At 64.7% G+C, this 24,766-nt stretch carries 21 protein-coding genes; 12 read left to right on the top strand and 9 right to left on the bottom strand.

Translation table 11 applies throughout. From position 1 onward, the window contains the following. Positions 1 to 99: 99 nt before the first annotated feature. Positions 100 to 1,062, top strand: a complete 963-nt coding sequence (locus tag NCT32_RS00485; RefSeq protein ID WP_061116763.1) for a nitronate monooxygenase family protein — start codon at positions 100 to 102, stop codon at positions 1,060 to 1,062. A 72-nt stretch (positions 1,063 to 1,134) separates the two neighbouring features. On the opposite strand, the gene NCT32_RS00480 is transcribed toward NCT32_RS00485, so the two are convergent. The 3 genes from NCT32_RS00480 to NCT32_RS00470 all read right to left on the bottom strand — a co-directional run bounded on the left by NCT32_RS00480 (position 1,135) and on the right by NCT32_RS00470 (position 3,566). After that, entirely contained in the window at positions 1,135 to 2,247 is a 1,113-nt protein-coding gene (locus tag NCT32_RS00480; RefSeq protein ID WP_061116762.1) for a porin, read from the bottom strand. 505 nt (positions 2,248 to 2,752) lie between these two features. After that, a complete protein-coding gene (locus NCT32_RS00475) occupies positions 2,753 to 3,121 on the bottom strand; it encodes a hypothetical protein (protein ID WP_061116761.1) in 369 nt (122 codons plus the stop codon). A gap of 220 nt (positions 3,122 to 3,341) precedes the next feature. Beyond that, positions 3,342 to 3,566, bottom strand: coding sequence for a hypothetical protein (locus NCT32_RS00470; protein ID WP_250476156.1), 225 nt, complete (start codon positions 3,564 to 3,566; stop codon positions 3,342 to 3,344). A 69-nt stretch (positions 3,567 to 3,635) separates the two neighbouring features. On the opposite strand from NCT32_RS00470, the gene NCT32_RS00465 reads away from it, so the two are divergent. The 9 genes from NCT32_RS00465 to NCT32_RS00425 all read left to right on the top strand — a co-directional run bounded on the left by NCT32_RS00465 (position 3,636) and on the right by NCT32_RS00425 (position 11,400). After that, positions 3,636 to 4,655, top strand: coding sequence for a bile acid:sodium symporter family protein (locus tag NCT32_RS00465; RefSeq protein WP_250476155.1), 1,020 nt, complete (start codon positions 3,636 to 3,638; stop codon positions 4,653 to 4,655). Positions 4,656 to 4,978: 323 nt separating this feature from the next. Continuing rightward, positions 4,979 to 6,013 (top strand): acyl-CoA dehydrogenase, encoded by a 1,035-nt coding sequence (locus tag NCT32_RS00460; RefSeq protein ID WP_250476154.1) that lies wholly within the window; start codon positions 4,979 to 4,981, stop codon positions 6,011 to 6,013. Continuing rightward, a complete protein-coding gene (locus NCT32_RS00455) occupies positions 6,001 to 6,792 on the top strand; it encodes a PIG-L deacetylase family protein (protein WP_061116758.1) in 792 nt (263 codons plus the stop codon). Before NCT32_RS00460 ends, NCT32_RS00455 begins: the two co-directional genes overlap by 13 nt. 68 nt (positions 6,793 to 6,860) lie before the next feature. Continuing rightward, positions 6,861 to 7,400 carry a class I SAM-dependent methyltransferase gene (locus NCT32_RS00450; protein ID WP_311768190.1) on the top strand — a complete coding sequence of 180 codons (540 nt, stop codon included), beginning with the start codon at positions 6,861 to 6,863 and terminating at the stop codon, positions 7,398 to 7,400. Positions 7,401 to 7,605: 205 nt separating this feature from the next. Continuing rightward, positions 7,606 to 8,625, top strand: a complete 1,020-nt coding sequence (locus NCT32_RS00445) for a LacI family DNA-binding transcriptional regulator (protein ID WP_061116756.1) — start codon at positions 7,606 to 7,608, stop codon at positions 8,623 to 8,625. Continuing rightward, positions 8,622 to 9,875, top strand: coding sequence for an AGE family epimerase/isomerase (locus NCT32_RS00440; RefSeq protein WP_061116755.1), 1,254 nt, complete (start codon positions 8,622 to 8,624; stop codon positions 9,873 to 9,875). Before NCT32_RS00445 ends, NCT32_RS00440 begins: the two co-directional genes overlap by 4 nt. 5 nt (positions 9,876 to 9,880) lie before the next feature. Beyond that, the gene (locus tag NCT32_RS00435; RefSeq protein WP_061116754.1) at positions 9,881 to 10,792 is read left to right on the top strand and encodes a carbohydrate kinase; all 912 of its coding nucleotides are present in this window, start codon (positions 9,881 to 9,883) and stop codon (positions 10,790 to 10,792) included. A gap of 74 nt (positions 10,793 to 10,866) precedes the next feature. Further along, positions 10,867 to 11,088 (top strand): hypothetical protein, encoded by a 222-nt coding sequence (locus NCT32_RS00430; RefSeq protein ID WP_061116753.1) that lies wholly within the window; start codon positions 10,867 to 10,869, stop codon positions 11,086 to 11,088. Positions 11,089 to 11,154: 66 nt separating this feature from the next. After that, entirely contained in the window at positions 11,155 to 11,400 is a 246-nt protein-coding gene (locus tag NCT32_RS00425) for a hypothetical protein (RefSeq protein WP_035497396.1), read from the top strand. Here NCT32_RS00425 and NCT32_RS00420 read toward each other — a convergent pair. Further along, positions 11,397 to 12,047, bottom strand: a complete 651-nt coding sequence (locus tag NCT32_RS00420) for a glutathione S-transferase family protein (protein ID WP_061116752.1) — start codon at positions 12,045 to 12,047, stop codon at positions 11,397 to 11,399. The two genes, NCT32_RS00425 and NCT32_RS00420, sit on opposite strands and share 4 nt — an antisense overlap. A gap of 247 nt (positions 12,048 to 12,294) precedes the next feature. Here NCT32_RS00420 and NCT32_RS00415 point away from each other — a divergent pair, with 247 nt between their 5' ends. Then, on the top strand, positions 12,295 to 15,861 hold the full coding sequence (locus NCT32_RS00415; protein ID WP_250489835.1) for an indolepyruvate ferredoxin oxidoreductase family protein: 3,567 nt from the start codon (positions 12,295 to 12,297) through the stop codon (positions 15,859 to 15,861). Between the two features lie 9 nt (positions 15,862 to 15,870). Here NCT32_RS00415 and NCT32_RS00410 read toward each other — a convergent pair whose 3' ends face one another. Next, positions 15,871 to 17,190, bottom strand: coding sequence for an EAL domain-containing protein (locus NCT32_RS00410; RefSeq protein WP_061116932.1), 1,320 nt, complete (start codon positions 17,188 to 17,190; stop codon positions 15,871 to 15,873). Positions 17,191 to 17,576: 386 nt separating this feature from the next. On the opposite strand from NCT32_RS00410, the gene NCT32_RS00405 reads away from it, so the two are divergent. Then, a complete protein-coding gene (locus tag NCT32_RS00405; protein WP_250489834.1) occupies positions 17,577 to 19,226 on the top strand; it encodes a Na+/H+ antiporter in 1,650 nt (549 codons plus the stop codon). Positions 19,227 to 19,299: 73 nt separating this feature from the next. Here the strand turns inward: NCT32_RS00405 and NCT32_RS00400 are convergent, their stop codons facing one another. The 4 genes from NCT32_RS00400 to NCT32_RS00385 all read right to left on the bottom strand — a co-directional run bounded on the left by NCT32_RS00400 (position 19,300) and on the right by NCT32_RS00385 (position 24,672). After that, entirely contained in the window at positions 19,300 to 20,601 is a 1,302-nt protein-coding gene (locus NCT32_RS00400; protein ID WP_250476150.1) for a solute carrier family 23 protein, read from the bottom strand. A gap of 161 nt (positions 20,602 to 20,762) precedes the next feature. Continuing rightward, positions 20,763 to 22,322: a methyl-accepting chemotaxis protein gene (locus NCT32_RS00395; protein WP_250476149.1), complete on the bottom strand. Its 1,560-nt coding sequence runs from the start codon at positions 22,320 to 22,322 to the stop codon at positions 20,763 to 20,765. Between the two features lie 466 nt (positions 22,323 to 22,788). Further along, entirely contained in the window at positions 22,789 to 23,331 is a 543-nt protein-coding gene (locus NCT32_RS00390; protein ID WP_061116749.1) for a response regulator transcription factor, read from the bottom strand. A gap of 42 nt (positions 23,332 to 23,373) precedes the next feature. Then, on the bottom strand, positions 23,374 to 24,672 hold the full coding sequence (locus tag NCT32_RS00385) for an ATP-binding protein (RefSeq protein ID WP_250476148.1): 1,299 nt from the start codon (positions 24,670 to 24,672) through the stop codon (positions 23,374 to 23,376). Positions 24,673 to 24,766 lie beyond the last annotated feature (94 nt).

The raw sequence follows: 24,766 nt of genomic DNA, 5'->3' as shown, positions 1-24,766 counted from the left end.
CGATCGTTCGCTATCCGGGCGCGCGCGCTTTCCCGAAAACGAGCGCCAGTTCGTAGAATGGCTTCAATGCTGCCCGGACACATTCAGGAGATTCGTGCCATGGCCCTGCCCGCCATCTTGCAGCACCTCACATTGCCCGTCGTCGGCTCGCCGATGTTCATCGTCAGTTATCCGGAACTCGTGCTTGCGCAATGCAAGGCGGGGATCGTCGGCTCGTTTCCGGCGCTGAACGCTCGCCCCGCCGAATTGCTCGACGAATGGCTCACCCAGATTCAGGCCGCGCTCGCGGAGCACAGGGCGGCGAATCCGGAAGCGGTCATCGGACCGATCGCGGTGAACCAGATCGTTCATCAGTCGAATGCGCGGCTCGAGCAGGATGTGCGCGTGTGCGTCGAGCACAAGGTGCCGATCTTCATCACGAGCCTGCGTGCGCCGGTCAGGGAAATGATCGACGCCGTTCACTCGTATGGCGGCATCGTGCTGCACGATGTCATCAATCTGAGACACGCGCAGAAAGCGCTCGAAGCGGGCGTCGATGGCCTCATTCTCGTCGCGGCGGGCGCGGGCGGCCATGCGGGCACGACGTCACCGTTCGCGCTCGTCGGCGAAGTGCGGCGCATCTTCGACGGTCCGATCGTGCTGTCGGGCGCAATCGCCAACGGCGGCTCGATTCTCGCCGCGCAGGCGATGGGCGCGGACCTCGCCTACATGGGCACGCGCTTCATCGCGACGAAAGAAGCGCACGCGCTGGAGGCCTACAAGCGCGCAATCGTCGATGCGAAAGCCGCCGACATCATCTACACGAACCTCTTCACCGGCGTGCACGGCAACTACATCCGCGAGAGCATCGTCAAAGCGGGGCTCGACCCAGACGCTTTGCCGGAGTCCAACAAGGAAGCGATGAACTTCGCCGAAGGCACGAGCAAGGCGAAGGCATGGAAGGAGATCTGGGGCGCGGGGCAAGGCGTCGGGCTGATGGAGGACGTGCCGAGCGTGGCCGAGTTGGTCCAGCGCCTGAAGCGCGAGTACGACGACGCGAAGACGCGCCTCGCGATCGGCTGATCCTTTTCCGATAGCCGCAAAAAAAAACACCGCGCATGAAGCGCGGTGTTTTCGTTTGGGCGTGTGCGCTGTTTAGAACTTCGCGCGGATGCCGACGCCGAACGTATCGCCCGACGACATGCTCGTGTACTTGTCGTTCAGGTACGCCGCGTAGACGTCGGTGCGCTTCGACAGCGGGTAGTCGTAGCCGACCGCCCAGCTCTTGTGCGTCTGGTCGAGGCCGCCGTTGCTGCGCGAGTACGCGTACGACGCCATCACCGTGCCCGGGCCGACCGGCACGGTCACGCCGCCCTGTCCGGTGTTGACGTGGAACGTGCCGGGGCCGTCGAAGTCGTTCTTCGTGTACATGTACTGCGCGAAGAATTTCACGTACTTCATGTCGAACGACGCACCCAGTTGCCCGACGCTCTGGCTCTTGTAGCCGGGCGTCGCGAAGCCGTCGATCGTCGTCAGGTCGCCGGGTACGTTGTTGAAGTTCACGTACTGATAGACGCCCGTGGCCGCGAACGGGCCGTGGAAGTACAGGAACTGCGCGCTGTACTTCTTCGAGCGGCCGTCGCCGGCGGTGTTGCCGAAGCTGTACATCACGCTGCCGGACAGACCGTTGAAGTCAGGCGACGTGTACTGCACCGAGTTGTTCCAGCCCGAATCGCCGACCACGCCCTGATCCGTCCGATACGTCGGGAACGTGCCTGCGCCGAGGAACACGTGATAGACCATCGGCGAGAAGACGTACGAATCGACGAACGGGTTGAAGAGAATCGTCGAGACGAAGAGTTGCGTCGTCAGGCGGCCTGCGGTGAACGTGCCGATCGGACCTTGTATGCCGACGTACGAGTTGCGCGCGAAGAAGGTGTCGCCCTGGAAGCGCCCGTACTGGCCATTCTGTGCGCGGAAGAAGCTTTCCAACGTGAAGATGGCCTTGTAGCCGCCGCCCAGATCCTCGGCGCCCTTCAAGCCCCAGTACGACGTCGACATGCCGCCGCCGCTGACGTTCCACGCGCGATCGCCGCCCGGGAATTTTGTAGCGCCGACCCATTCGTCGACCTGCCCGTACAGCGAAACGCTCGATTGCGCGTGTGCCGCGCCCGCGGCAAAGAGGCCGAGCATCGCTGCGGCGACCGCGGTGGCCTTGACCGTTGCTTTCACCGTAGTCTTCGGCGCACGGTTGACGGTTGACTTCATGAACTCTCCTGTCTTTTGTCGAAAATTAAAAGCTTGGCGGGCGAGGAGCGTTGCCTCGCCTCGTTTGACCGGTTGACGGTTCATGTGGGCGAGAGTGGCATCGCGTGTGGAGCGGCACCATCTTTACGGACCATTTTTCCGGTCAAAAATGTTTTTGGTTATTGCGGGTATAGCGGTTCGGATAATGCCGATCGACTGCGCATCCCGCGAAGCGAATCGAGTCGAACGCGCGCGCAGGATTCCATGTGGCTCAATGCTTTGCGAAGCGAGCAGCGGCGCGCCTGTCGAAGCGCCGAAAGCCATTCGAAATATTGGAAATACGACATTTCTCCGCGCAGGGCGCATTGTCCGTGCGCGGAAAAAAGAGCGGAACGTCTTAAAGAAAATCGCTGCGTAACTGTGGCGAGATTACGTCATCGCGGCAGCGGAACTAGACGTGCCAATAGTTTTTCGTTCTGCACGGTAAACGCACGGAACGACAGCTATTGCCGACGGGAAGGGAGAATCAGTTGCGGTAATTCGCGTTGGCCGGCGCGCGGCCATCGTCCGCCGGACGCCCGGGCGGGCGCGGCAGGCTGCGCTCTTCGTTGTAGCGCGTGATGTCGGCGCGAATGGAACCCGCGCCGCGGATGGGCACCGCCTGATCGGCGCGCGGACCGGGGCGCACTTCGGCGCTCACGGGCGTCAAACCGTCTTTGGCGGCGACCGGCGTGAAGTGCAGCGATTGCCTGCTCGGGGCGGAATCGCTGAACACCGCCGAGGACAGCCACTCGACGCGCGGCCCCGCGAGCGCGAGCGAACCCGCCACCGCCAGCGCGCCGAGCGCAGCGGATGCGAAAAGCCGGGTAGTCTTGCGAAAGCCAGTGAGCGTCATGTCGAAACTGCCTTGCGTCCGACCGATATTCCTGTCCGTGGGTCGAAAACACGAGATTTCGATCAGGCGGACAACCGGCTGTAGTCGGAGGTTTCAGGCGCCTGCATCGAGACGATGCAAAAACCCGCCAACCGGTGTATCCAACAATTTATTTGGACCGGTCGCGGCAGTCGAGCCAAAAAGTGTTAGGCCTGCTCGATGGTTGTAACACCATGTTACGTCAGAGTTTTTTCGCGTTGGCCGACCGTTTCGGATGCCCAAAGATGTGACGAAAATCATGCTGACCAAACGATTGAAAAGCCGTGAAATTGACGCACGCGCGGCCCGAATGTTGCTGTAGAACACTTTCGGCCCGCGCACAATTTTTACCGTTTTCATGCGCATCGGTAATCAATCGATCCAGTAAATGAATTTGCCAATTTAATCGCGCGCGAGCGAAAATCATGGTTTTTCCTGACTTGACGATGGCTACGCGCGGCAGCGCGCCCGGCGTTCCCAGGTACGAGAATCTCTGATGGCACGGCCCAAACTTCTTCCGGACAATTTCACGCTGGCGCTCGTCGGCACTGTCATCATCGCCAGCTTCCTGCCTTGTCGGGGCAGCGCTGCGGTCGCGTTCAACTGGATCACCGATATCGCCATCGGCTTGTTGTTCTTCCTGCACGGTGCAAAACTTTCTCGCGAGGCGATCATTGCGGGCGCGACGCACTGGCGGCTGCATCTCGTCGTGCTGCTCAGCACCTTCGCGCTCTTTCCGCTGCTCGGCCTCGTGCTCAAGCCGGTGCTCACACCGCTCGTCACGCCCGCGCTCTACACGGGCATCCTCTTTCTTTGTACGCTGCCGTCCACGGTGCAATCGTCGATTGCCTTCACTTCGATGGCGAAGGGCAACGTGCCGGCGGCTGTGTGCAGTGCATCCGCGTCGAGCCTGCTCGGCATTTTCATCACGCCGGCGCTCGTCGGACTCGTCGTGAGCAATCACGGCGCGACGACCGGGTCGCCGTGGCATACCGTCGGCAACATCACGCTGCAGCTGCTCGTGCCGTTCGTCGCCGGGCAATTGCTGCGGCCGGCCATCGGCAAATGGATCGACAGGCACCGCGCGATGCTCAAGTTCGTGGACCAAGGCTCGATCCTGCTCGTCGTCTACGTGGCGTTCAGCGAGGCCGTGAACGAAGGCATCTGGCATTCGATCTCGCTGTCGACGCTCGCGGGCCTGCTCGCCGTCAACATCCTGCTGCTGGCGGCCGCGCTCCTCCTCACGGCGTTCACGGCGAAGCGCCTCGGCTTTTCCCGCGCCGATCAGATCACGATCATCTTCTGCGGCTCGAAGAAAAGCCTCGCCTCCGGCATTCCGATGGCGAAGGTGATTTTCGCGTCGCACGCGGTTGGCGCGGTGGTGCTGCCGCTCATGCTCTTCCATCAGATCCAGCTCATGGTGTGCGCGGTGCTCGCGCAGCGCTGGGGAGCGCGCAAGACGGCGCCCGAGCCGGTGCGCGAGAACAAGGCCGTCGCCGCGCCAGCGCGTCGCTGATTCACGCCCGACCACAGGCGGCGTCGTTCCCCTCACCATCGTTCCTCCTTCTTTCACATAGGCCGCCTCGTGCGGCCTTTGCGTCATTTGAGCCCGCCCGCGCGCCGAAGTCGATTCGGCCGGATGGCATAGGCCGAAAAGACTGACCTTCCGCATCGAGTTGCGAATCTGCGTTGCCCGGTGTCCGACGATTCGGCCTATGCCTTTCGGCTGAATGGCGCCCGGGCATGTGCCTTGCCACACTCTTGCTTAACACCGTGCAGAAACGGATACGAGACAAGCATGTGCACACCACGCATCATGCATCCACCGCGGAAGGAACGATGAACCACGTCGAACATCACACGGCGTCCGCCTTGCGCGCCTTTCTCGACGAAATGCCATTTCAGCGCGGCAGCGCGGAAGACGCAGGCCGTGCACTGCGTGCGTTGATCGGGGCCGGTCTGGATCGCCTGCCTTTGCCGGGCCACGGCAATACGCTCGAACGCTGGCGCGCGCTCGGCGCGGTCGCCGCGTTCGACCTGTCGCTGGTCAAGCTGTACGAAGGCCATACCGACGCGCTCGCGATCCTCGCTGAACTGGGGGCGGCGCAACCGGACGCGGCCAGCGCGTGGGCGGTATGGGCGGCCGAGCCGCCGAGCGCGCGGCTATCGGCGCTGGGCGACCCGGATGCGCAGACCGTGCTCCTGCAGGGCACGAAGTCCTGGTGTTCCGGGGCGGCGGCGGTCACCCATGCGCTCGTGACGGCCTGGAATGAAAGAGACGAACCCGTGCTCGCCACGGTCGACCTGCGACACGACGGCGTGCGGATCACCGGAGCCGGCTGGCAAGCGGTAGGCATGCAGGCGAGCGCGAGTGTTGACGTGTGCTTCGAGCGGGTGCCCGCGCTTCGCGTCGGCTCCCCGCGTGCGTATGTCGAGCGTCCCGGCTTCTGGCACGGCGGCGCAGGAATCGCCGCGTGCTGGTTCGGCGCGGCGGCCGGCATCGCCTCATTCGTGGCGCGCGACGCGCAGCATCGCGCGGGGCCACACAAGCTCGCGCATCTCGGCGTCATCGATACGACGCTGTGCGCCACCGCCGCGCTGCTGCGCGAGACGGCCGCGCTCATCGACCGCGCCCCGCACGCCGACGCGATGGCGCCTGCGATGCGGGCACGCATCGCCGCTGAATCCGCGGCGGCGCGCGTCGCGGCACGCGCCGGCCGTGCGTTGGGCGCCGCCCCGCTGTGCCGCGACGCGCACTTCGCGCAACTCATGGCCGATCTACCGGTATTCATTCGACAAAGCCACGCCGAGCGCGACGAAGCATCGCTCGCCGAGCGTGTCATAGAAGAGGAACGGACTTCATGGCAACTGTGACCCCGCGAGCGCCGACAGACGAAAATCCCGCCGACCGAGCGATATCCGGCGAAGGCACGCCTGAGGCAACATGGCAGGGATGGACGCGTCTGAATGCGCTGCCCGAAGTCCAGCCCGCCGAACTGGTGCCGTTCGGCGGCCGGGCTGTCGTAGTTGCGCCACACCCCGACGACGAAGTGCTCGGCACCGGCGGACTGCTCGCTCGTCTCTCGGAAATAAGCCGGCAGATACTCATCGTCGCCGTCACGGACGGCACCGCAAGTCACCCGGATTCCACCGAATGGCCGCCGGAACGCCTTGCGCGTGTACGTCCGCAGGAAACGAGAGCCGCGCTCCAGCGGCTGCATCTGCGTCAGGTTCAGGTGGTCAGGCTCGGGCTTCAGGACGGCGCGCCTGCCCGCATAGAAGCCAGTTTGTCAGGAGCCCTATCCGAACTTCTTCAACCCGGCGATATCGTTTTCACCACTTGGCGCTATGATGGTCACCCCGACCACGAGGCAGCCGGGCGCGCCGTTCATTCCGCGGCACAAGCGCTCGACCTGCCCTGCGTGGAAGTGCCGCTCTGGACCTGGCACTGGGCGTCGCCGGACGATACGCGCGTGCCATGGAGCCGTGCTCGCCGCATCGTTCTGGACGGCGCCACGCATGCCCGGAAGCTTCGGGCCGTGCAGGCTTTTCGGAGCCAGCTCGATCCCGATGCCACAACCGGTCAGGCGCCAGTGCTGCCCGAGCATGTGCTGGCCCGGCTCACCCGGCCTTTCGAAGTCGTACTCATATGAACAACATCAACGACAATACTAAGCAGTACTTCGATAACCTGTATCGACAGAATGACGATCCCTGGTAGATCAGGCATCGCTGGTATGAGCGGCGTAAGCGGGCACTCATGCTCGCCTCGCTTCCCCATGAGCGGTACGCCCGCGCATTCGAGCCCGGCTGCGGCAACGGCGAGCTGACCGCACTGCTCGCGCCGCGCTGCGACGAGCTGATCGCAACGGACATCGCCGAGGATGCCGTCGCGCTCACGCGGGAACGCGTCGCGCAGTGTCACAACGTAACAGTCCAGCAGATGCTTTTGCCCGATGCCTGGCCGAGCGGCCCGCTCGATCTCGTCGTGATCAGCGAGATCGGTTATTACCTTGACGAGCCGCAGCTATGGCATATCGTCGAGCACATACACCAGACGCTGTCGCGAGATGGCGCCGTGGTCGCATGTCACTGGCGCCGGCCGATCGAAGGCTGGGCGCAGAACGGCGATGAAGTGCACGCGAAGTTGCGCGGCCGTATGAGTCTTCCGCTGCTGAGCCACTATTGGGACGACGATCTGGTTCTCGACGTCTGGACGCCTGACAAGCGCTCAGTTCACGACCGGGAAGCGTCGGCGTAGTGTTTTCTGGTTTTTACTAAACAAAAAAAACCGCGAGGAAAGTCATATACAACAAGGGTCTACTGGTTTTCTCCTATCTCGTTTGCGCGATTTTCCCGGCTTTTTTACTATACAATCGCCGTGAAACACGCGCATCGGCCAGAAGCGGTAAACATAGCGCCGACCGAACACCAGCCGCAAACAGGCGGAGACAGAGAACACCACGATGGCCACCACCATTCGCGATGTCGCGCGTGCGGCAAGCGTCTCGATCGGGACAGTGTCGCGCGCGCTCAAGAATCAACCGGGTTTATCCGAAGCGACGCGCGTGCGCGTCGTCGAAGTAGCGCAGCAACTCGGCTATGACTCGGCACAGTTGCGCACGCGCATTCGTCGCGTGACGTTCCTGCTGCATCGGCAGCACAACAATTTCGCCGTCAGCCCTTTTTTCTCGCACGTCCTGAACGGCTTCGAGGAAGCGTGTCGCGAGCGGCGGCTCGTGCCGTCCGTGCTGACCGCCGGTCCGACGCATGACCTGGCGCAGCAGATGCGCCTGCATGCGCCCGACGCCATCGCGGTGGCGGGCTTCGTCGAGCCGGAACTGCTCGCGCATCTGCATTCGCTCGCGCGGCCTACCGTGCTCATCGACCTGCGCGCGCCGGGCTTTCGTTCCGTCAACATCGACAACGTGAAAGGCGCATCGCTCGCGATGCAGCATCTGTTCGCGCAAGGTCGGCGGCGCATCGTGTTCATCGGCGGATCGCTTGCGCATTACAGCATCGCGCAGCGCGCGCTCGGCTATCGCAAGGCATATTTCGACGCCGGCCAGCTTTTCGATCCGACGCTCGAAATCGTGACCCAGCCGGGCCTGCCCGCCGACCTCGCCGCCGCCGACGCGATGGAGCGCCTGATCGCCGACGCCCGCGCGCAATCCAGTCCCCTCCCCGACGCGGTTTTCGCCTATAACGATGCAGCGGCCCTCGCCGCGATGCGCGTCTGCCTCGCGCACGGGTTGCGCGTGCCGGATGACGTCGCGTTTGTCGGTTTCGACGACATTCCGGCCGCCGCGCAAAGCACGCCGCCGCTCTCGACCGTGACCGTCGACAAGGAAGCGCTCGGGCGCCGCGGCGTCGAGTTGCTGCTGGAAGATCAATCGAGCCCGCCGAGCCAGGCCGACACGCTCGTCGCCGTCAATTTCGTTCCTCGCGCGAGTTCGGGCATGAAACAGGACATCAGCACGCCATGAACATGACCGCCTCACCTGCCATCGCGGAAAGCGCGCCAGCCGAACGCGCGATCGACTTCCGCAGCCGCGACTTCCTGCTCTCCCACGTGCGCGACACGCTCGCGTTCTATGCGCCGAACGCACGCGACCCGTCCGGCGGCTTCTTTCATTTCTTCAAGGACGACGGCAGCGTCTACGATCGCACGACGCGCCATCTCGTCAGCAGCACGCGCTTCGTCTTCAACTACGCGATGGCGTACCGCCATTTCGGCGACGCGCGTTTTCAAGACGACGCGCGTCACGCTTTCACATTCCTGCGCGACGCCCACTGGGACGCCGTCAACGAAGGCTACGACTGGGAAATCGAGTGGCGCGACGGGCACAAACGCACGCTCGACGGCACGCGTCATTGCTACGGCATGGCGTTCGTGCTGCTCGCCTGCGCGCACGCCGCGATGGCGGGCATCGACGAAGCAAAGCCGATGATCGACGAAACCTTCGCGCTCATGGAGCAGCGTTTCTGGGACGCCGACGCCGGCCTCTACGCCGACGAAGCCACGCCTGACTGGCAGCTTTCGGACTATCGCGGGCAGAACGCGAACATGCACGCAACCGAGGCGCTGCTCGCGGCATACGAGGCAACGGGCCACGTCATCTATCTGGATCGCGCGGAAAAGATCGCGGGAAATATCACGCTGCGGCAGGCGCGACTGTCGCATGGGCTCGTGTGGGAGCACTTTCACCGCGACTGGTCCGTGGATTGGCACTACAACGAATCGGACAGTTCGAACATCTTCCGTCCGTGGGGCTTCCAGCCGGGTCATCAGACCGAGTGGGCCAAGCTGTTGCTGATTCTCGAGCGGCATCGCGCGCTGCCGTGGCTCGCACCGCGCGCCATCGAGCTGTTCGATGGCGGATTCAACCGCGCGTGGGACAGCCGTCACGGCGGCCTCTACTACGGCTTCGGCCCGGACGACACCATCTGCGACCACGACAAGTACTTCTGGGTGCAGGCGGAAAGCTTCGCGGCGGCGGCGCTGCTCGGCGCGCGCACGGGCCGCGAGCGTTTCTGGGACTGCTACGACGAACTGTGGCGCTACAGCTGGACGCATTTCGTCGATCACGAATACGGCGCGTGGTATCGCATTCTCACGTGCGACAACCGCAAGTACGGCGACGAGAAAAGTCCCGCCGGCAAGACCGACTATCACACCATGGGCGCGTGTTACGAAGTGCTGAACGCGCTCGGCCCGACCTCGACTCAACGGTGACAAGCATGGCTAGCGAGCAAACCACCTTCCCCCAATTCGTCTCGGCGGGCGACATCCTCACCGACATGATCCGCACCGACGTGTCGAGCTGGCTTTCGCGTCCCGGCGGCGCGGGCTGGAACGTCGCGCGTGCGGTTGCGCGGCTCGGGCTGCCGACGGCCTGCGCGGGCTCGCTCGGCACCGACAATTTCTCCGACGACCTGTGGGAAGCGAGCGTCTCATCGGGGCTCGACATGCGCTTCATGCAGCGCGTCGAGCGTCCGCCGCTGCTCGCGATCGTCCACAAGACGCAGCCGCCGACCTACTACTTCATGGGCGAGAACGGCGCGGATCTGGCGTTCGACCCGTCGCGGCTGCCGCAAGGATGGATGGAGCGCGTGAAGTGGGCGCATTTCGGCTGCATCAGCCTCGTGCGCCAGCCGCTCGGCGCGACGCTCGCCGCGCTCGCGCGGCAATTGCGCGACCACGGCGTGAAGATCAGCTTCGACCCGAACTATCGCAATCTGATGGAGCACGGCTACGAGCCGATCCTGCGCAACATGGCAAGCCTCGCCGATCTCATCAAGGTGTCGGACGAGGATTTGCACATGCTCTTCAAAGGCATGCCCGAAGCGGACGCGCTCGCGAAAATCCGCTCGATGAATCCGCAAGCCACCGTGCTCGTCACGCGCGGCTCGGGCCAAGCGACGCTCTATGCCGGCGATCAGCAATACAGCGCGCGTCCGCCGAGCGTCGAAGTGGCGGACACGGTCGGCGCGGGCGATGCGTCCATCGGCGGATTGCTCTACAGCCTCATGGCGCGCCACGGCGACTGGCCCGATCATCTGAAGTTCGCGCTCGCAGCGGGCGCGGCGGCGTGCCGTCATTCGGGCGCGCATTCGCCTTCGCTGGAAGAGGTCGAAGACCTGTTGAAATGATCTGAAAGCGCGTCGCACGCGTTACATATCAGCGTGCTAGCATGGGTTCGTCCTTGCCTGGAGGCGAATCCATCATGGAAGACACCACCTACACGAAAGGCATCTATACCGCGACGATCGGCGTGCGCGCCATCGACGGCGGCAAGTTCCAGGGCCTCGTCTCGCTCGCCCGCGACGACGGCGAGGATAACGATGCGACGCTCTACGAAGTGGAAGCCGTATCGGGTAACGAAGAAGAAGCGCTCGACGAAGCGCGCGCGCTCGCGCACCGCATCCTTGGGGAAATCGAGCTGTAGCCAGGCGGCCAGGGCGGCGCGGGGCGCTCGGCTTCGCGGCGCCTCCCGGGCTGCATCGGAGGACATATGCCGGAGCAGATCTTCCTATACGGCGTCTACGCCATTCACGTCAGGGCGGTCGAGCTGCAGGGCTCGCGCTGGGACGCGGAATACGAGATCCGTCATCACGACAAGGCCGTTCAGCCGTGGACGACCGTCGGCGGCGATGACGGTCTAGCCGACAAGGCCGAAGCCGTCGAACTTGCGCATCAGCGCGCGGTGTCCGATATCGAAGCCGGCGCGGGCATTCCGAAGCCACGCGCATTTCCCTAATTCTCGTCCGGCGGCTGCGCGAGACCCACGTGCGCATTCAGCGCGAGCCGCCCGGCCTCGCGCCGGTCGATCGCTGATGCGCGTTCGTAGCCTTCGCGCGCGAGCGAACGCTCGACGTAATCGAAAAGCACACCTTGCGGCTCGATCAGCTTCGCGATGAATCCGATCTGCAGCGTGCTCGCCGCAAGGATATCGGCGGCGGTGAACTGGTCGCCCAGGAGCCACGGCCCTTCTTCCAGCGCGTTCTCGATCGCGTGCTCGACGCGCCCAAGATCGCCCCAGCCGAAACTCACACTGTTGCTCTGCGCGCCGGTTACGCGCTCGGCCATCGCGGGTTCGAGACACGAGCCGGTGAAGAACATCCATTGCAGAAAACGGCCGCGCGAAGGATCGTGCAACGGCACGCCGAGCGCGGTTTCGGGATACCGATCCGCAAGATAAAGCAGCACCGCGCCCGATTCGGCCACGCGCACGCTGCCGTCTTCCAGCGCGGGCAGCTTCGACATCGGATTGACGCGGCAGAAGTTCGGGTCGTGCTGCGCACCCGCGCGGATGTTCACGAACTCGAGCTGATACGGCACGCGCATTTCTTCGAGCATCCACAGCGCGCGGAAGGCGCGCGTTTTCGGCCAGTAGAAGAGCTTCATCGGCGTCTTTTTCGTCGTCTGTCGATGCGTTCAGGGTAGTCCCAAATCCACGCGAATCGCGCGCCCGACGGCATCGGGTTTACGCCTACGCGCGCCGGATCGGGAAAATTCCTCCCGCTCATCTCAAAAATAAGGTCGATGTCTCTCCATGCGTGCGGAATCGGGGCGAGTGCGCAAAAACATTTCGCATTTGTCGGCAAAGAATGTCGCATTGCCCCGCATCTCAAAAAAAGCCTCCGGAGATTTCATGAACGCGCGTGTCCCAGCCGATGCATTTGTTCCTCCCGCACTGTCGGACTATCAACTCAGCGACAACCTGAGCGCCACCAAGGGCCGAATTTTCCTCACCGGCACGCAGGCGCTCGTGCGCCTCGTCCTGATGCAGCGCGAACTCGATCGCGCCGCGAATCTGAACACCGCCGGTTTCGTCAGCGGCTATCGCGGCTCGCCGCTCGGCATGGTCGATCAGCAGTTGTGGAAGGCGAAGAAACTGCTCGCGTCGCACGACGTGCGCTTTCTCCCCGCGATCAATGAGGAACTCGGCGGCACCGCCGTGCTCGGCACGCAGCGCGTGGAATCGGACGCGGAACGCACGGTGGATGGCGTGTTCGCGATGTGGTACGGCAAAGGCCCGGGCGTCGATCGCGCGGGCGACGCGCTCAAGCACGGCAACGCGTACGGCTCGTCGCCGCACGGTGGCGTGCTGGTCGTGGCGGGCGATGACCACGGCTGCGTGTCGTCGTCGATGCCGCATCAGAGCGACCAGACGATGATCTCGTGGCACATGCCGGTGGTGAATCCGTCGAACGTCGCGGACATGCTGGAATTCGGCCTCTACGGCTGGGCGTTGTCGCGGTTCTCGGGCGCGTGGATCGGCTTCAAGGCAATTTCGGAGACGGTCGAATCCGGCTCGACCGTCGATCTCGACGCGATCCGCACCGACTGGAAAACGCCCGACGATTTCACGCCGCCGCCGGGCGGCCTGCACAACCGCTGGCCCGATCTGCCGAGCCTGACGATCGAAGCGCGCTTGTCCGCCAAAATCGACGCCGTGCGCCACTTCGCGCGAGCGAACAGCATCGACAAGTGGATCGCGCCGAGCCCGCGCGCAAACGTCGGCATCGTGACATGCGGCAAGGCGCATCTCGATCTGATGGAAGCGCTGCGCCGCCTCGACCTGACCATCGACGATCTCGACGCCGCCGGCGTGCGCATCTACAAGGTCGGGCTGTCGTACCCGCTCGAAACGACGCGGCTGGAGACGTTCGTCGAAGGTTTGAGCGAAGTGCTCGTGATCGAGGAGAAAGGGCCGGTCATCGAGCAGCAGATCAAGGATCATCTGTACAACCGTGCCGAAGGCGCCCGGCCGATCGTGATCGGCAAGAACGCGCGCGACGGCGCGCAGCTTCTTTCCGCGCTCGGCGAATTGCGCCCGTCGCGCGTCCTGCCGGTGTTTGCCGAATGGCTCGCGCGTCACAAGCCCGCGCTCGATCGCCGCGACAAGGTCGTCGATCTCGTCGCGCCGCAGATCCTTTCGAACGTCGCCGATTCCGTCAAGCGCACGCCGTACTTCTGCTCGGGCTGCCCGCACAACACGTCGACGAAGGTGCCGGAAGGATCGGTCGCGCAGGCGGGCATCGGCTGTCACTTCATGGCCTCGTGGATGGAGCGCGACACCACCGGTCTGATCCAGATGGGCGGCGAAGGCGTCGACTGGGCGTCGCATTCGATGTTCACGAAAACGCCGCACGTCTTCCAGAACCTCGGCGACGGCACCTATTTCCATTCGGGCATCCTCGCGATTCGCCAGGCCGTGGCCGCGAAGACGAACATCACGTACAAGATTCTTTATAACGACGCCGTCGCGATGACGGGCGGCCAGCCGGTCGACGGCAGCATTTCGGTGCCGCAGATCGCGCGGCAAGTGGAAGCGGAAGGCATCGCGCTGCTGGTCGTCGTGAGCGACGAGCCGGAGAAATACCAAGGTCACGAAGATCAGTTTCCGCGCGGCACGACGTTCCATCACCGTGGCGAACTGGACGACGTGCAGCGCCGCCTGCGCGACACGCCGGGCGTCACCGTGCTCATCTACGATCAAACCTGCGCCGCCGAAAAGCGCCGCCGCCGCAAGAAGGGCGAGTTTCCCGATCCGGACAAGCGCCTCTTCATCAACGAAGCCGTGTGCGAAGGCTGCGGCGATTGCGGCGTGCAGTCGAATTGCCTGTCCGTCGAGCCGGTCGAAACTGAACTGGGACGCAAGCGCCGCATCGATCAGTCGTCGTGCAACAAGGACTATTCGTGCGTGAACGGCTTCTGCCCGAGCTTCGTCACCGTCGAGGGCGCGAAGTTGAAGAAGGCCGAAGGCCACGCGTTCGACCCGGCCGAACTCGCGCGCCGCGTCGATGCGCTGCCGCAACCGCCCGCCCATCTCGACCACGCGCCCTACGACATTCTCGTGACGGGCGTAGGCGGCACGGGCGTGGTGACGGTCGGCGCGCTCATCAGCATGGCGGCGCATCTGGAAGGCAAGAGCGCGTCGGTGCTCGATTTCATGGGCTTCGCGCAAAAAGGCGGCTCGGTGCTCTCGTTCGTGCGCTTCGCCGCGACGGACGCGCTGCTGAACCAGGTTCGCATCGACACGCAACAGGCGGACTTGCTGCTCGCCTGCGACATGGTCGTCGGCGCGAGCCCGGAAGCATTGCAGACGGTGCGGCACGATCGCACGAAAATCGTCGTGAACACGCACGCGATTCCGAACGCGACCTTCGTGCAGAACCCCGAAGCGAATCTTCACGCGGATGCGCTGCTCGACAAGATGCGTCACGCCGCGGGTCCCGGCGCGCACGACGCGATGCGCAGCTGCGATGCGCAGGCGCTCGCGCAACGTTTTCTCGGCGATACGATCGGCGCGAACATTCTGATGCTCGGCTTCGCGTGGCAGCTCGGGCTCGTGCCGCTGTCGCTCGTGGCGCTGATGCGCGCGATCGAGCTGAACAATGTCGCGGTCGCGGCGAACAAGCTGGCGTTCTCGATCGGCCGTCTCGCGGCGGCGGACATGGCCGCGCTCGAAGCGCTGACCGCGCAAGTGCTGGCCAGGCGCGTCGTGATGGATCAAATGTCGTTGCCCGAGCTGATCCGCGATCGCGAGGAACGTCTGCTGGCTTACGGCGGTTCGAAGTATGTCGAGCGTTATCGCAACCTGGTGAACAAGGCGGCGGGCAATGAAGCCATCGCGCGCGCCATCGCGATCTCGTTCTACAAGCTGCTCGCGGTGAAGGACGAATACGAGGTCGCGCGCCTGCATGCGGACCCGGCGTTCCGCGCCGCGCTCGGCGCGCAATTCGAAGGCACGGCGGGTGAGAGCTATACCGTGAAGTTCAATCTCGCGCCGCCGGCGCTAACGCATGGTGCGCCGAAGAAGAAAGTGTTCGGCCAATGGATGTGGCCCGTGTTCGGCGGACTCGCGAAAATGCGCGCGCTGCGCGGCACGGCATTCGATGTCTTCGGCAGGACGCTCGAACGCCGCATGGAACGCCAGCTCGCCGACGACTTCGAAATCACGATGACGCGCGCCCTTGACAAACTCGACGCCGCCAGCGCGGGCGACATCGAAGCGCTCGCCGCCCTTTTCGAGCGCGTGCGCGGCTACGGTCACGTGAAGCTCGCGAACGTCGCGACGGTCAAGCGCGGCGAACGTGGCATCGCGGGGCGCCTCGGCATCGAAGCGGCGACGGGCGATGCCGTGCGCGCCGCCATCGACACGATGAAAGGCGTGGCATCGCTCAAAGGCATTCCGGTCGTGGTCGCAAAGTAAGACGAAGGATCATTCGACGTCGTCGTCGGGCAACCAGTCGATGTCGCCGCACAACACGCAGCGCTTGCCTTGCGAGCGCGTCTCCACCGACAGCGTGACGCACGGCATCGCCTCGTTGATCGACAGATACGGCTTGGTCACATGCACGCGCTCGGGATCGCCGAGCGCCGCCCGGAAGTACGGGCGGCGCAACCAGTTCGCGCCCTGCGCGTCGCTGAGCGGCAGGAAGCGCGCCTCGTGCGCGGCGCGGTCCGCGCGCAGCACGACGTTGCGGCCCGCCTGCCTGCCGTTCTGGTCGAGCAGGAAGCAGCGCGCGGCGTTGTCGAGCGCGAGGAAGTTCCAGCACACTTCTTCGAGCGGCTCGCCCGCCGCGAGCCGCTCGGCGGCGCGCTCGAACGCGCGGATATACGGCTGAAGCCGCGTCGCGACGCGCCGCTCGCGCGCTTCGGTCTGCAAGCGGTAGCGCTCGGTCAGCTCACCGATGACCGTCTGCGCATGCGCGCTGTCCGCGAGCCCGGGATGCGGCCGCGCGAAGAAGAACCCCTGCACGAAGTCCGCGCCGCTCGCGAGCGCGAGTTGCGCTTCGTGCTCGGTCTCGACGCCTTCGATCAGCACGAGCTTGCCGGCTTCATGCAGCAGCGACACGATGCCCGACAAAACCGCCTCCATGTTCCGCCGCTGCTTGAGCGAGCGCGCCGATAGCGGCGCATGCACGTTGTGGCCGGCGTGCGAGAGCATCACGCGATCGAGCTTGACGATGTCCGGATCGAGCTGCCAGATTCGCTCGATGTTGGTGTGCCCCGCGCCGAAGTCGTCGAGCGCGATGAGAAAGCCGTGATCGCGGAACTGCTGCACCGCGAGCGCGAGCCGCTCGATATCCTCCGCACTGTGCTCGAGCACTTCGAGCACGACGCGGCGCGGTTCGATATTGAGGCGCTTGAGATTCGCGAGCAGCGCCGCCGCGTGATACGGCTCGGTCAGCGCGCCGGGATGCACGTTGAGAAAGAGCCATTCGGTCTGTGCGCCGAGCATTTTGAAGTTCTCGAGATGCAGCGCCTGCGCGAGCCGGTCGATGAGCAATGCTTCGCCGACGCGCGATGCCTGCCCGAACACGTCGAGCGGCGACACCGGCCGGTCGAGCGCATCGTGCGCGCGCAACAAGCCCTCGTACCCGACCGCGCGCATGTGCGACAGGCTGAACACCGGCTGAAAGACGCTCGATAACGTCAACTCGCCGTGCTCGACCGAATAGCGGTCGAAGCCCGAAGTCACGCCGAGCTCGAAGCTGCGTGCGGAAACCGTCGCTTTCTCGGGGTTTGCGATCACCATGCCGATACCCTCGCCTCCATGTTCCGGCGATGCGCGATCGACCTGCGCCTGCCTTGCGTCATCCGTGCCAGCGGACCCGCGCCGGATCCGTCCCATACCGTTTTCATAAGAACCGCCCTCGATGATCTCGTCGGGAGTCTGTGTGTCCCGTGGCTTTCGTTAAAGCAAGCTCCATGCGCACGGCGCGGCGCGATTCGTCGATCGTTTGCCAGCTTCGTGCACCGCCAGCAGGCGGTTCGACGTGCACGCGCACCTTCACGGTGCGAAAACCGAAAAGCCGCCGCCGCTGCCCGCAGCGCGTGCAAGGGCTAAACTTTCGGCTCATCAAGTCAATGCTAGACGCCGCGTGCGCCGGCCGCTCGCACGCGTCGTGCAGTAGCGCACACATGGAAATCGTTTTTACCGTCCTCATTCTTCTGCTGGTCGTGGCCCTATCGGGGTTCGGCCTGAGCCTGCTTCCGGTCAAGCTGCCGTTGCCGCTCATCCAGATCGCGATCGGCGCGTGCCTTGCGTGGCCGGGCTTCGCGCTGCACGTCACGTTCGATCCCGAGCTCTTCATGCTGCTCTTCATTCCGCCGCTGCTGTTCGCGGACGGCTGGCGCATTCCGAAGCGCGAGCTCTACATGCAGCGGCGCGCGATCCTGATGCTCGCGCTCGGACTCGTGTTCATCACCGTGGGCGCGCTCGGCTACTTCCTGCACGCGATGATTCCGACGATGCCGCTGCCCGTCGCGTTCGCGCTTGCCGCCGTGCTCTCGCCGACCGATGCCGTCGCGCTGACGGGCATCGCCGGACGCAACCGCATTCCGGCGAACCTCATGCATATCCTCGAAGGCGAGGCGCTGATGAACGACGCGTCGGGCCTCGTCGCGCTGAAGTTCGCGATCGCGGCCGCGCTGACGGGCGTGTTTTCGCTGCGTGACGCGACGATCAGCTTTTTCATCATCGCGGCGGGCGGGATCGCGATCGGCGCGGCGATCAGCTGGGCGCTCACCGAGATTCCGTCGCGTCTGCTGAAATTCTCCGAGGACGACGACCCGGCCGCGGGCGTGATCCTTACGATCCTGATTCCATTCGCGTCGTACGTCATGGCCGAGCATGTGGGCTGCTCGGGCATTCTGGCGGCGGTGTCGGCCGGCATGGTCATGAACATCCAGAGCCTGCGCGAAGGCATTCCGAGCGCGGTGCGCGTGCGCATGACGAGCACCTGGACGATGATCGAATTCGTGTTCAACGGCATGGTGTTCATCCTGCTCGGGCTGCAGTTTCCGCACATTCTCGGGCAGGCGCTGATCGAGGCGCATCACGATAGCGACGCGCAAGTGGGCCTGCTGATCGGCTATGTGCTCGCGACGCTGGTCGCGCTTTACTCGCTGCGCTTCGTCTGGGTGTATTCGCTGCGTTGGGTCGCGGCGCGCAAGACGGCGAAGCGTGGCATCGACAGCGCCGCGCCCGGTTTTCGCACGCTCGCGCTAACGACGATCGGCGGCGTGCGCGGCGCCGTGACGCTCGCGGGCGTGCTGTCGCTGCCGGTCACGCTCGAGGGGCGCGATCTGGCGATCTTCATCGCATCGGCGGTGATTCTGGTGTCGCTGCTCATCGCTGTCGTGGGCTTGCCGCTGATGCTGCGCGGCATCGAGCGCGAGAAGAATCCGCACGCGGTGGAGGAACGCATGGCGCGCCGCCGCGCGGCGCAGGCGGCGATCCGCGCGATCGACGACACGCACGACGAGCTCATCGAGCAGATGGACGAAACCGCGTCCGCGCGCTGCGCCGATTCGACCGCCCGCGTCATGAGCATGTATCGCAGGCGGCTGGAATCGCTCGGCGATGAAGAAGCGCCGCGCGTGGCGGCGAGGAAGAGCGAGCAGGTGGAGACGCGGCTGAAGATGGCGGCGCTGAGGGCCGAGCGGGCGGAGTTGTTGCGGCTGCGGTCGCTGCAGCACATCAACGATGAAACGCTGAACAAGCTGATGCGCGAGGTCGATTTGTCGGAGACGGCGATCGTCAACCGCAAGCGGGGGACTGCGGGGTGAGGTGGATGGGCGGTTCGCTTGTGCTTTAGCCTTAAGCGAGCAGCTCCACCCGATTAACCCAGGGAAAAAGAAATCAAACCACGCCCGAGCCGCGCCGCCGCAACAGCGCATAGAAAATAATCGCACCGAAGGTCGCCGTCCCGATGCCGCCAAGCGCGAACCCGCCGAGCTTCAGCGTGAAGTCCCCCGTGCCGAGCACGAGCGTGACAGCCGCGACGATCAGATTGCGGTTATCCGAGAAATTGACCTTGTTGACGACCCAGATGCGCGCGCCGGTCACCGCGATCAACCCGAACACGACAATGGACACGCCGCCCAGAACCGGTCCCGGAATCGTCGCAATCAGCGCGCCGAACTTCGGCGAGAACCCGAGCACGATGGCGAACAGCGCCGCAATCACGAACACGAGCGTCGAATAAATCTTCGTGACGGCCATCACGCCGATATTCTCCGCGTAAGTCGTCACGCCGGTGCCGCCGGCGAAACCGGAGGCGATCGTCGCCAGCCCGTCGCCGATGAACGCGCGACCGATGTACTTGTCGAGGCTCTTGCCCGTCATCGCGCCGACAGCCTTGATGTGCCCGAGGTTCTCCGCGACGAGGATGATCGCAACCGGCGCGATCAGCGTCATCGCCGGGGCTTCGAACACGGGCGCCGTGAAGTGCGGCATGCCGAACCACGCGGCGTTCGCGACGATCGAAAAGTCGATCGGCTTGCCCATGCTCATGCCGTTGGTCAGCACGGCATAGATGAGGTATGCGATCGCCAGGCCGATCAGGATCAGCAGGCGCTGCGCCATGCCGCGCGCGAACACCGCGACGCCGCCCACGCACAGCACGGTGACGAGCGCCATCCACGATTCGAAGCTGCTGCCCATCACGCCTTTCACGGCGATCGGCGCGAGATTCAGCCCGATCACGCAGACGATCGCGCCCGTGACGACCGGCGGCATCAGCGTTTCGATCCACTTCGTGCCGATCGCCGCGACAATCAGACCGATGATCGTGTAAGCCACGCCGCACGCGATGATCCCGCCGAGCGCGACCGGAATGTTCATGTTCGGGCCGTGACCGCCGTAGCCCGTCACCGCGATCACCAGCCCGATGAACGCGAAGCTCGAACCTAGATAACTCGGCACGCGACCGCCGACCAGCACGAAGAACAGCAGCGTGCCGATGCCCGACATGAAGATGCACAGATTGGGATCGAAGCCCATCAGGAGCGGCGCGAGCACGGTCGAGCCGAACATCGCGACGACGTGCTGAATGCCCATCGCGATCATCTGCGGCCAGGCGAGGCGCTCGTCGGGCGCGACGATGCGCCCCTCCTGAGCATCCGGCTGGAGCGGCCAGCGCGGGAAATAGGAATCGGACATCGGCGGGGCTCCTTCTCGGCGGTGAGGCGCCGTCCGTGCGGCGCGCTTGGTCTTGAAAAACAGGCGCGAGTGTACGGAGCGGGCTCTCGGGTGGCAAGCGAGCCGATATTACGACCGTTTGGCCGTCGCTTGCCCGCGACGTGCCGCGCTCGTTTCGCGGGTCAGGCGCCGCGCTCCAGTTCGAAAACCGCGACCGCGCTCTTCAGTTGCTCCGCCTGATCGGCCATCGCGCCCGCGGCGGCGGCGGCCTGCTCGACGAGCGCCGCGTTTTGCTGCGTCACCTCATCCATCTGCGCGACGGCGCGGTTCACCTGCTCGATGCCCGCGCTCTGCTCGTGCGAGGCCGACGAAATCTGCGCCATGATGTCCGTCACGCGCTGCACGGCCTGCGTGACTTCGGCCATCGTCGCGCCGGCGCGCTCGGCCAGCGCCGCGCCGCTGTCCACGCGCGCCGTCGACGCCTCGATCAGCTCCTTGATTTCCTTCGCCGACGTCGCGCTGCGCTGCGCGAGCGAGCGCACTTCGCCCGCGACCACCGCGAAGCCGCGCCCTTCCTCGCCGGCGCGCGCCGCTTCCACCGCGGCGTTCAGCGCGAGGATATTCGTCTGGAAGGCGATGCCCTCGATCACCGCGATGATGTCCGTCATCCGCTTGGAGCCCGACGCCAGTTCGCGCATGTTATCGACGACCTCGCCGACGAGCTCGCTGCCCCGCGCGGACACGTCCGACGCGCCGCGCGCGATGCCGCTCGCCGCGTCCGCGTTGCTCGCGTTCTGGCGCACGGTCTGCGTGAGCTGTTCCATGCTCGACGCGGTTTCCTCCAGCGAAGCCGCCTGCTCCTCGGTGCGCTGCGACAGATCGGTGTTGCCCTGCGCGATCTCGCGCGATGCGTACAGGATCGAATCGCTCGAATGGCGAATCTCGCCCACGATATCCGCGAGCTTCGTGCTCATGTTGCCGAGGCTCGCGAGCATGCTGGTGTCGTCGCCGGGGCGCGTGGCGACGCGCGTGGTCAGGTCGCCGCGCGCGATGCGGTCGGCGATATCCGCCGCGTATGCCGGCTCGCCGCCGAGCTGCGCGGAAAGACGCCGTCCGATCAGCACCGCGAGCAGCGCCCCCGCGACCATCGCGCCGAACACGAGCGCGAGCATGACGACGCGCATCGTTGCGTATTCCGATGCCGCGTCGCGGCGCGCGTCGGTCGCGCGCTTGCGCTTGAAGTCGGCGAGACGCTCCAGCGAAGCGCGCGCCTTCTCGCTCGCCGCGATCGCGCGCGCGATGAGGCCCATCTGGTCGACGTCGATCGGCATCGGCTTTTTGCCCATCTGCATCAGGACGATGTCTTCCCACGCGGCGACGGACTTGCTCGCCGCGTCGTAGAGCGCGATGCCGTCGGCGGAGTGCATCGTCGGGCGCATGAGTTCGAACGCGCGGTGCATGCTGTCGAGCGAAGCCGACATGCCTTCCTTCAGCTTTGCCTTGCCGGCATCGTCGGCGAACGTGAGGTTGGCGGCGGCGAGATCCGTGTTGAGCTTGTGCTTGTTGACTTCCTCGACCCAATAGAGGCCGTCCATGTGACGCTCGCCGATTTCCTCGATCAGGCCGTTCATCTTTGCGAGCGAAACCACGCCGGTGACGCCCACGCATGCGCAGAACAGGATCACGACCGCGAAAGACAGCAAGAGCTTGCTGAGCACGGACAGGCGGTCAAACCATTTCATCGATGTCTCCTCTGTCACGCCCCGCGGACGACGCCCGCGGACGGCGCGGCGCAAATCCCGGTTTGCGCACAGAGTGGCTTTACGGCGCTCGTTTCGATTTTCTTGAGCGCGTATGAAGGGGATAACGGCCTGAGAATGAGCGCCGGAAACATCGACGAAGACCCCGAAGAAGGGTGATTGAAAGAAATTCGCTATTTGCTGCGTAAAAGCAGACAAATTAAGCGAATTCTTAATTCGGAGTTATCTTATTCAAGGGTACAGCGCCGCAACGTACACTTTCTGCATGCGTGTTCCATGTACATGCATGTCGTTGCAACTCTCCGATTACCGCCCTTGGCACCCGGCTTGGGCGGTTCTTTTTTTTGCGCGGTCGCTTTTATCGCGATGCGTGTCTGAACGCATCGCGCATCGCCATTTCCGGCCGATATTCAATTGCCGCCCGAGTTTTGCCCGGGCGTCGTCTCGCTTATTGCCGCACCGGCTTCTTCGCCAGCTTGCGTTGCAGCGTGCGTCGATGCATGTTGAGCGCGCGTGCCGTCGCCGAAATATTGCCGTTGTTCTCGGCGAGGGCGCGCTGGATATGCTCCCATTCGAGCCGCGCGACGGAAAGCAGCGTCGGGTTCTCGATCGCTTCCTCGGCCGTCTGCTCGCTCGCCTGCTCGTGGAGCGCGGAAAGAATTGACTCGACGTTCGCCGGCTTGGCGAGATAGTTGTCCGCGCCGTCCTTCACCGCCTGCACGGCCGTCGCGATGCTCGCGTAGCCGGTCAGCACGAGAATGCGCGCATCCGGCTGCAGATCGCGCAGCGGCGCGACGAGCCGCAGCCCGGAATCGCTGCCCAGATGGAGATCGACCGTGATCTGCCCGAACTTGTGCTGGTTGGCGAGCTTCAGCGCTTCGTCGGCGTCGTGGGCCTGATGCGGCGTGAAACCACGCCGCGTGAGGCCGCGGGCGAGAATGCCGGAAAAGACTTCGTCGTCGTCGATGATCAGAAAGTTGGTATCGCTCATATTTTTCTCCGTAATGCCCCTCGGGCGCGCCTGGGTTCGAGTTCAGGCCGCGCCGCTTCGTTCAGTTCCTGCCGCCTGCGCCGGCGCCGCGACCGCGCCGCGATTGGGCAGGCGCAACACCGCGCACGTGCCGCGCGGCTTGCCGTCGATCAGTTCGATCGATCCAGAGAGCCGCGCCGCCGCCGCGAACGCCAGATAAAGCCCGACGCCGTGCCCGCCCTGGGTACTGTCGACCGGGCCCGCGCCGAGCGTGCCGCGCAGCGCGGGCGGAATGCCCGGGCCGCGATCGCACACGTCGAAGCGCACGTAGTCCATGTCGTCTACCGTTTCGACCGACGTCTGCAGCGTCACCGATTCGCTGCTCGCGCGCGCGGCGTTATCGAGCAGGATCGTGAGGATCTGGCCGACGGCTACCGCGTCGTCGATAGACGCATCCACGGGGGTCCGGCCGATCTGCGCGAATTTCACCTGCGGATGCCGCAAACGCCATTGCTCGATGAAGCTCGATAGCCATTCGTCCAGCCCCTGGCGGCTCGACGGCCCCGTCGCGCGGCTGCGCAGGCGTGCGAGCGCGGACGTGCAGAGCGCCATCTGCTGCTCGAGCAGTTCGAAATCCGCCGCGTAGGGTGCGAGGTTCCTGTCGTGCGCGGCGGAGTCGCGCAGTTCCTCGGCCAGCATCGCGATGGTCGAAAGCGGCGTGCCCATTTCGTGCGCCACGGTCGCGGCCTGCACGCCGAGCGCGACCGCGCGCTCATCGCGAAGATGACGTTGCTGGGCTTCGGCGAGCGCGGCGTCGCGCACGCGCAGCGCCCGCGACATGCGCGCGACGAACCAGCCGATCAGCCCGACGCTCACCATGAAGTTGACCCACAGGCCGGTGCGGAAATAATCGAAGAGATTGGCCGGATTCTCGATGTTGAGCGGCACGTAGTTGTAGCTGAGCAGCGCGTAACAGGCGACGGCGAAGAGCGCGAGGCAAGCCATCATTGTCCACGGCAGCACGGCGGCGGCTATCGCGAGCGATGGCAGATAAAGCGTGACGAACGGATTGGTCGCGCCGCCGGAGAGAAACAGGAGCGCCGAGAGCGCGCCGAGGTCAACCAGCATCTGGCCGAACAGTTCGAGATTCGTCTCCGGCCGCGCCCGCGCGACGCGCAGCCACGTGAGGCCGTTGAAGATCATCTCCAGCGCGACGACGAGCAGCATCGCGGGCAGCGGGAGCTTCGCGCCGAAGAAGATCTGCACGACGGCGATGGTCGTCAGCTGGCCGATGATCGCGAGCGAGCGAAGCCAGAAGAGGTGTCCGAGATTGACGCGGCCGGTATTGGTTATGCGATGCATCTGCTTGAGTGCTTGACAACGTGGTTACGCTTCCCGCGACATTATCCCGCTTGCGTCGGGCCCGCAGCCGCATCTGGCGCGATTTGTCGCACCT

Origin of the sequence: Caballeronia sp. INML2 (assembly GCF_023631365.1) — a bacterium.
GTDB lineage: Bacteria > Pseudomonadota > Gammaproteobacteria > Burkholderiales > Burkholderiaceae > Caballeronia > Caballeronia turbans.
This window is presented reverse-complemented; position numbering and strand designations above follow the sequence as displayed.